Here is a 7,472-nt window from a genome sequence, read left to right on the forward strand (position 1 = left end):
TGGTCTCAGACGACCTCGAGGGACGGGATCGGGAAGACCAGCCGGCCGCCCCATTCCCGGACCGGCGCCAGCTGCTCGACGAGCTCGTCCCGCAGGTTCCAGGGCAGGACGAGGACGTAGTCCGGCCGGTCGGCCTCGATCCGCTCGGGCGGCAGGACCGGGATCCGCGTGCCCGGGGTGAACCGGCCGTGCTTGTACGGGTTGCGGTCGACCGTGTACGGGAGCAGGTCGGGCCGGATGCCGCAGTAGTTGAGCAGGGTGTTGCCCTTCCCGGGCGCGCCGTACCCGACCACCGTCCTGCCCGCCCGCCGGGCCTCGATGAGGAAGGCCACCAGGTCGTCGCGCACGCGCGAGACGGCCTCGGCGAAGCCGTCGTGACCGTCGACCGTGTGCAGCCCCGCCTTCTCCTCCGCGGCCAGCACCTCGCGCACCCGGTCCGAGGGCTCGCCGGCGACGGCGGCGGGCCGCGCCCAGACGCGGATCGACCCGCCGTGGGTGTCCAGGAGCTCGACGTCGACGACCGTCAGCCCGCCCGACGCGAGGGCCCGCTGCGCCGTGAGCAGCGTGTAGTACTGGAAGTGCTCGTGGTAGACGGTGTCGAACTGGGTCCGTTCGACGAGCGTGAGCAGGTGCTGGACCTCGATCGACACCCAGCCGTCGTCGGCGACGAGGGCGCGCAGGCCCTCGGTGAACCCGACGACGTCGGGGATGTGCGCGTAGACGTTGTTGAGCGCGACGAGATCCGCCGGCCCGTGCTCCGCGCGCACCTGCGCCCCGGTCTCCGGGGTGAGGAACGCGGTCAGGGTGGGCACGCCCCGCTCCCGCGCGGCCTCACCGACGTTGCGCGACGGCTCGATCCCCAGGCAGCGGACACCGCGCTCGACGACGTGCTGCAGCAGGTAGCCGTCGTTGCTCGCCACCTCGACGACGAACGAGTCGGGCCCGAGCCCGAGGCGCTCGCTCGACGCGTCGACGAACCGCTTCGCGTGCTCCACCCAGGAGGTCGAGTACGACGAGAAGTAGGCGTACTCGGTGAAGGTCTCCTCCGGGGTGATCAGCGGAGGCAGCTGGGCGAGCAGGCACTCCTCGCACACCCGGACGTGCAGCGGGTAGGTCGGCTCCGGCAGCTCGAGCGCGTCGGCGGTGAGGAACAGCTCGCACGGGGGCATCGCCCCGAGGTCCAGGAAGCTGCGCAGGTTGCGGGACCCGCACAGCCGGCAACGGAGATCGGTCACGGTTCTGATGCCCCCACGACGACGGCCGGCACGACACGTCCGGGTTCGCCCGCCCCCGGACGGCCGTTACCCCGCGGTGCCGCCGTTCGGCCGATCCCCACCGGGCCGGCCGGGCCGGACGCGCCGCCGCAGCCGCTCCAACGGCCCGTGACAGGATGGAGGCCTGTCCGCCGTGGTGTAACGGCAGCACCTCGGATTTTGGTTCCGATGGTCCAGGTTCGAATCCTGGCGGCGGAGCAGGACCCGCGGTGCGCACCGGCCGACCCCGCACACGCGGAAGGGCTGCCCGCCGGATCGCGGCGGCCCGCCCTTCACGTCGGTCGCGGCCCCGGAGCTCCGGACGGAGCTCAGAGGACGCCGGCGGGCTTCGGCGAGGGTGGCGGCTGGGGCCGTCCGTTCCCCGTGCACCCCGGGCTCGTGGTCGTGCGCATGCCTCGTCCCTCCCGCCCGACGGGCGCGCTCAGTCCAGCGCGGCGTCGAGCGTGATCGTGGTGCCCGTCAGCGCCTTGCTGACCGGGCAGCCGTCCTTGGCGGCCTGGGCGGCCTTCTCGAAGGCGGCGGCGTCCATGCCCGGGACCTCGCCCCGGACGGTGAGCGCGATGCCCGTGATCCGGAACCCGCCGCCCTGGTCCGGTCCGAGCGAGACGTCGGCCTTCACGTCGAGCGACTCGGGCGTGGCGCCCTCCTGCCCGATCAGCGCGGAGAGCTGCATCGCGTAGCAGGCCGAGTGCGCCGCGGCGATGAGCTCCTCGGGGCTGGTGGTGCCGCCGGCCTCGTCGGCCGCACGCTTGGGGAAGCTCACGTCGTAGGTGCCGACCTTGCTGCTGGTCAGCTCGACCTGGCCGGATCCCTGTTCCAGGGTCCCGTTCCAGGCCGTCCGTGCGGTGCGAGTGGGCATTGGACCTCCCGTCGACGATCGTCCGTATGGAGGGACCCACCGCGCGCTCCCGGGTACACGGACCTCGGCCCCGGGGTCGCCGACCGGTCGGATCGGGACGACGAGCGGACGATCAGCGCACCTGGACCGGGTGGCCGACCTGGAGGAACTCGTAGAAGGCGCGGGCGTCCTCGTGGGCGAGCCGGACGCAGCCCGCCGACGGCGTCTGCAGGTTGCCCTCGTGGAACGCGATCCCGCCCTCGGCGAAGAACACCGCGAACGGCATCGGCGCGTCGTTGAACTCCTTGCTGCGGTGCTTGTCGTTCTTCCACTCGACCTCGAAGTCGCCCCGCGGCGTCTCGTGGCCGAGCCCGCCGGGGCTGGTGGCGACGGGGCCGCGGACCACGCGCCCGTCGTCGATCAGCCAGGCCTTCTTGCCGGCGAGGTCCACGCACGCACGCGCCTCGGCGGTGCACGGGGTTCCCTCGACCGGACCGGGTCCCGCGACGGCCTGCCCCTGACCGGCGGCGAGCGTCCCCACCCCGACCAGGCCGGCCGCGACCGCACCGCGCACCCGCGGCGAACGAGCCCTGCTGTGCCTTCCCATGTGTCCGCTCGGCACCTTTCATCCCGTTCGACCCGGCCAGCAGCACAACGACCGTGACCGGCCGAGGTAACGAGCGAAACGATCGGCCCGACAGGCCCGCGTAGGATCCGTCCCGCATCGGGACCCGACCATCTCGAGGAGCGCCCATGCCCGACCGCCCTTCCGTCCGTCCCACCGCCGCCGTGGTGCTGGCCGCGGGTGAGGGGACCCGGATGCGGTCCGCGACCCCCAAGGTGCTGCACGAGATCGGCGGCCGGAGCCTGCTGGGGCACGCCGTGCACGCGGTCGCGGAGCTGGAGCCCGAGCACCTCGCGGTGGTCGTCGGGCACGCCCGCGAGCAGGTCGGCGCCGCGCTCGAGCGCATCGGGGACGAGGTGGCGCGCCGGGTCGTCCCGGCCGTCCAGGAGCGGCAGGACGGCACCGGCGACGCCGTGCGCTGCGGCCTCGCCGCCCTCCCCGGCGAGCTGGCCGGCACGGTGCTGGTGACCTACGGGGACGTGCCGCTGCTCGACGCCACCACGTTCGCCGAGGTCCTGCGCGTGCACGAGACCGCGGGCGCCGCCGTCACGCTGCTCACCACCGACCTCGACGACCCGATCGGCTACGGTCGGATCGTCCGCGACCCCACGGGCTCGGTGCTGCGGATCGTCGAGCAGAAGGACGCCACGGAGGAGCAGCGGGCGCTCACGGAGATCAACTCCGGCGTCTACGCCTTCGACGCCGCGTTCCTCACCGCCGGGCTCGGCCGGCTCGACACCGCCAACGCCCAGGGCGAGCTCTACCTCACCGACCTGGTCGCGCTCGCCGTCGCCGACGGCCTGCGCGTCGAGGCGGTGCGGGTGGACGACCCGTGGCTGGTCGCGGGCGTGAACGACCGCGTGCAGCTCGCCGCGGTCCGCGCCGAGCTCAACCGGCGCGTCCTGGAGCGGTGGATGCTCGCCGGAGTCACCGTCGTCGACCCGACCACGACGTGGATCGACGTCCAGGTCCGGCTGGGGCGGGACGTCCTCGTCGAGCCGGGCACGCAGCTGCGCGGGCACACCACCGTGGGCGAGGCGGCGGTCGTCGGCCCGGACACGACGCTCACGGACGTGGAGATCGGCGAGGGTGCCTCGGTCGTCCGGACGCACGGCTCGTCGTCCTGGATCGGCCCCGGCGCCTCCGTCGGCCCCTTCGCCTACCTGCGTCCCGGCGTGCGGCTGGGCGCCGACGGCAAGATCGGCACCTTCGTCGAGGTGAAGAACGCGGAGATCGGCCGCGGCTCCAAGGTGCCGCACCTCACCTACGTGGGCGACGCCACGATCGGCGAGCAGAGCAACATCGGAGCTTCGTCGGTCTTCGTCAACTACGACGGTGTGACCAAGCACCGGACGACCATCGGTTCGCACGTCCGGACCGGATCGGACACGATGTTCATCGCCCCGGTGAGCATCGGCGACGGCGCCTACACGGGGGCCGGCACGGTCGTCCGGGAGGACGTTCCACCGGGGGCGCTGGCGGTGTCGTCCGGGCCACAGCGCACCATCGACGGGTGGGTCGTACGGAAGCGACCCGGCACGCCGGCGGCCGAGGCCGCCGAGCGGGCCAGCGACACGGCCGCCCGGGACGCGGCCGAGAGCGGCCGAGGAGGCACAGCGCAGTGAGTGCGATGTCGGGTCAGCCCAAGAAGAACCTGATGTTCTTCTCCGGGAGGGCGCACCCGGAGCTGGCCGAGCAGGTCGCCAAGGAGCTCGACGTCACCGTCACGCCCCAGTCGGCGTACTCCTTCGCGAACGGCGAGATCTTCGTCCGGTTCGAGGAGTCGGTGCGCGGGTGCGACGCGTTCGTCCTGCAGGCGCACAGCGCGCCGATCAACGACGCGATCATGGAGCAGCTGATCATGGTCGACGCGCTCAAGCGCGCCTCGGCCAAGCGGATCACCGTGGTCATGCCGTTCTGGGGCTACGCGCGCCAGGACAAGAAGCACCGCGGCCGGGAGCCGATCTCGGCCCGGCTGATCGCGGACATGTTCAAGACGGCCGGTGCGGACCGGATCATGACGGTCGACCTGCACACCGCCCAGATCCAGGGCTTCTTCGACGGCCCGGTCGACCACCTGTTCGCGCTGCCGGTGCTCGCCGAGCACATCAAGCAGCGGTACTCGGACGCCGACCTCGCCGTGGTCTCCCCGGACTCGGGTCGCGTGCGGCTGGCCGAGCGCTGGGCGGAGACCCTGGGCGGGACGCCGCTGGCCTTCATCCACAAGACCCGCGACCCGCTCAGGCCCAACGAGGCCAAGGCCAACCGGGTGGTCGGTGAGATCGAGGGCCGCACCTGCGTGGTCATCGACGACATGATCGACACCGGTGGCACGGTGGCGAAGACGGTCGAGGTGCTGCTGAAGGAGGGCGCGAAGGACGTGATCATCGCGGCCACCCACGGCGTGCTCTCCGGCCCGGCCGTCGAGCGGCTGTCCTCCTGCGGCGCCCGCGAGGTGATCTTCACCGACACGCTGCCGATCCCGGACGAGAAGCGGTTCCCGACCATGACCGTGCTCTCGATCGCCCCGCTGCTGGCCGAGGCGATCCACCAGGTGTTCGACGACGGCTCGGTCACCAGCCTGTTCGACGGCAACGCATAGCCCTGTGAGTGGCGATGGTCGTCATGGCAACCATCGCCACTCACGAGGTCAGGAGACCTTGGTCCAGGTGCAGCCGCCGACGAGCTCGAGGTACTGGCCCGACTTCGCGGTCGCGTACATCTGACCGCTGCTCGTGCCACCGTCCACGTACGAGTCGTACGTCGTGGACGCGTTCGAGTAGGTCGCCCAGCCGCACATCCCGATGTCACCGCCGCCGGACGTCTTGTAGCGACCGGCCGCGACGTCCGTGCCCACGGCGTAGACGCCGTCGGTGAGACCGTCCGCCGACGACCCGCCCGACGGCCGATCCCCACACCCATCAGCAGCCCGACGGCCAGCCCGGCCGTGGCCCACGGCCAGCGCCGCGTGCTGCTGCGCCCGGTGGTCGCGCGGTGCTCCGCGGCCTGCTCGCGGGTCCGGAGGGCGGACGGCCACGGGGCCGCCGTCGGCACCACCGGGATGACGTCGGTGATCGGGTCGGCGACCGGGTCCGTCTGTGGGCGGGCCTGCGGCGTGACGGTCATGGCGTTCCCCCGAATGCGCGGAGCGGGTACGGACGTCCGGCTCATCGCCGTAGGCCGGACGAGCCTCAGCCACGCCCCCGCGGATTCATCGATTCTGGGTAGCCGGCCTGGCGTGTCGTCCTTGGCGGACCCGCCGAAGGGCCGCCGCGGAGGCGGGCGTACTCTTGCCGGCGGTTCCGCGGCGAGGGCGGGTTGTTCGACGAGCCCGCCGTCATCGACGTGTGGTCGGCTCTTCCGCCGCCTCCTCGCCGCGCGCACGCGACATCAGCAGTTCGAGGAGAGAGACCCACCGTGGCCCAGTCCAAGATCGCCGCCGAGACCCGGACCGAGTTCGGCAAGGGCGCCGCGCGGCGCACCCGCAAGGCGGGCAAGATCCCCGCCGTCCTGTACGGGCACGGCACCGACCCGCAGCACCTGACGCTGCCGTCGCTCGAGTTCGCCGCCGTCGTCCGCGAGCAGGGCCGCAACGCCGTGCTCGAGCTGGACATCGTCGGCGGCAGCAGTCAGCTGGCGCTGACCAAGACCGTGACCTTCCACCCGATCCGCCCCTACATCGAGCACGTCGACCTGCTCGTCGTGCAGAAGGGCGAGAAGGTCGTCGTCGAGATCCCGGTGATCGTCACCGGCGAGGCCGTGCCGGGCTCCCTGGTCACCCAGGAGCTGAACACCATCGAGGTCGAGGCCGACGCCCTGAACATCCCCGAGAACGTCGAGGTCTCGGTCGAGGGCGCCGAGGTCGGCACCCAGTTCCTGGCCGGCCAGGTCGCGCTGCCGAACGGATCCGAGCTGCGCACCGACCCCGAGTACCTGGTCGTCAACGTGGTCGCCGCGCCGACCGCCGAGGACCTCGAGGCCACCGAGGACACCGAGGGCGCCGGCGTGGTCGAGGACGCCCCGCAGACCCCGGCCGACGAGTCCGAGGCTCCGGCCGAGGGCGAGTCCGCCGAGGGCGACGCCTCCGCCGAGAGCTGATCCGTGGCGCCGGCACCGTCCGCCGGCACGGCCCTGGTGGTCGGGCTCGGGAACCCCGGGCCCGGCTACGCCGACACCCGGCACAACGTCGGGTTCGGCGTGGCCGAGTTGCTGGCCGAGCGCGCCGGCGCGCGGTTCTCGCTGCACAAGCGGTCCAACGCCGAGGTCGCCGAGGGCAGGCTCGCGGGCCGCAAGGTCGTGCTGGCCAAGCCGCGGACGTACATGAACGAGTCGGGCGGCCCGGTCGCCGGGCTGGTCCGGTACTTCTCGGTGCCGCCCGAGGAGCTCGTCGTGGTGCACGACGACCTGGACCTCGGCTTCGGCGTGATCCGGCTGAAGCGGGGCGGCGGCGAGGGCGGGCACAACGGCCTGCGCTCGATCAGCCGCTCGATCGGCACCAAGGACTACCTGCGGGTGCGGTTCGGCATCGGCCGCCCGCCCGGGCGTCAGGACCCGGCGGACTACGTGCTCAAGCGGTTCTCCGCGACCGAGCGCAAGGAGCTGGACTTCGCGGTCGACCTGGCCGCCGACGCCGCCGAGGCGCTGCTCGAGCAAGGCCTCGAACCCGCGCAGAACCGCTTCCACGCGCTCTCCGGCTGAGCGAGCGGCGCTCTCGCTCACTACGTGTGAGCGAGAG

The 7,472-nt window shown here is 72.7% G+C and carries 8 protein-coding genes and 1 tRNA gene; 5 read left to right on the forward strand and 4 right to left on the reverse strand.

Features of this window, described 5'->3' with window-relative positions:
* Positions 1 to 5: 5 nt before the first annotated feature.
* Positions 6 to 1,235 (reverse strand): class I SAM-dependent methyltransferase, encoded by a 1,230-nt coding sequence (locus AB0B41_RS32500; protein ID WP_358210165.1) that lies wholly within the window; start codon positions 1,233 to 1,235, stop codon positions 6 to 8.
* Positions 1,236 to 1,401: 166 nt separating this feature from the next.
* Here AB0B41_RS32500 and AB0B41_RS32505 point away from each other — a divergent pair.
* Positions 1,402 to 1,472: transfer RNA gene (locus AB0B41_RS32505), tRNA-Gln, on the forward strand.
* A gap of 223 nt (positions 1,473 to 1,695) precedes the next feature.
* Here AB0B41_RS32505 and AB0B41_RS32510 read toward each other — a convergent pair.
* Together AB0B41_RS32510 and AB0B41_RS32515 are read right to left on the reverse strand one after the other, a co-directional pair.
* Entirely contained in the window at positions 1,696 to 2,133 is a 438-nt protein-coding gene (locus AB0B41_RS32510; RefSeq protein WP_358210166.1) for an OsmC family peroxiredoxin, read from the reverse strand.
* Positions 2,134 to 2,245: 112 nt separating this feature from the next.
* A complete protein-coding gene (locus tag AB0B41_RS32515; protein ID WP_358210168.1) occupies positions 2,246 to 2,719 on the reverse strand; it encodes a L,D-transpeptidase in 474 nt (157 codons plus the stop codon).
* A gap of 146 nt (positions 2,720 to 2,865) precedes the next feature.
* Between AB0B41_RS32515 and glmU the strand changes: the two genes are divergently transcribed.
* A complete protein-coding gene (glmU, locus tag AB0B41_RS32520) occupies positions 2,866 to 4,362 on the forward strand; it encodes a bifunctional UDP-N-acetylglucosamine diphosphorylase/glucosamine-1-phosphate N-acetyltransferase GlmU (RefSeq protein ID WP_358210170.1) in 1,497 nt (498 codons plus the stop codon).
* Between the two features lie 5 nt (positions 4,363 to 4,367).
* Entirely contained in the window at positions 4,368 to 5,339 is a 972-nt protein-coding gene (locus AB0B41_RS32525; protein WP_358210180.1) for a ribose-phosphate diphosphokinase, read from the forward strand.
* 48 nt (positions 5,340 to 5,387) lie between these two features.
* Here AB0B41_RS32525 and AB0B41_RS32530 read toward each other — a convergent pair whose 3' ends face one another.
* Entirely contained in the window at positions 5,388 to 5,594 is a 207-nt protein-coding gene (locus tag AB0B41_RS32530; RefSeq protein WP_358210172.1) for a hypothetical protein, read from the reverse strand.
* A gap of 560 nt (positions 5,595 to 6,154) precedes the next feature.
* On the opposite strand from AB0B41_RS32530, the gene AB0B41_RS32535 reads away from it, so the two are divergent.
* Both AB0B41_RS32535 and pth read left to right on the forward strand, forming a co-directional pair.
* The gene (locus AB0B41_RS32535) at positions 6,155 to 6,835 is read left to right on the forward strand and encodes a 50S ribosomal protein L25/general stress protein Ctc (protein WP_358210174.1); all 681 of its coding nucleotides are present in this window, start codon (positions 6,155 to 6,157) and stop codon (positions 6,833 to 6,835) included.
* A gap of 3 nt (positions 6,836 to 6,838) precedes the next feature.
* The gene (gene pth / locus AB0B41_RS32540) at positions 6,839 to 7,435 is read left to right on the forward strand and encodes an aminoacyl-tRNA hydrolase (protein ID WP_358210176.1); all 597 of its coding nucleotides are present in this window, start codon (positions 6,839 to 6,841) and stop codon (positions 7,433 to 7,435) included.
* Positions 7,436 to 7,472: the final 37 nt, after the last annotated feature.

Origin of the sequence: Pseudonocardia sp. NPDC049154, assembly GCF_040648315.1 — a bacterium.
In the GTDB taxonomy this organism is placed as follows: Bacteria; Actinomycetota; Actinomycetes; order Mycobacteriales; family Pseudonocardiaceae; genus Pseudonocardia.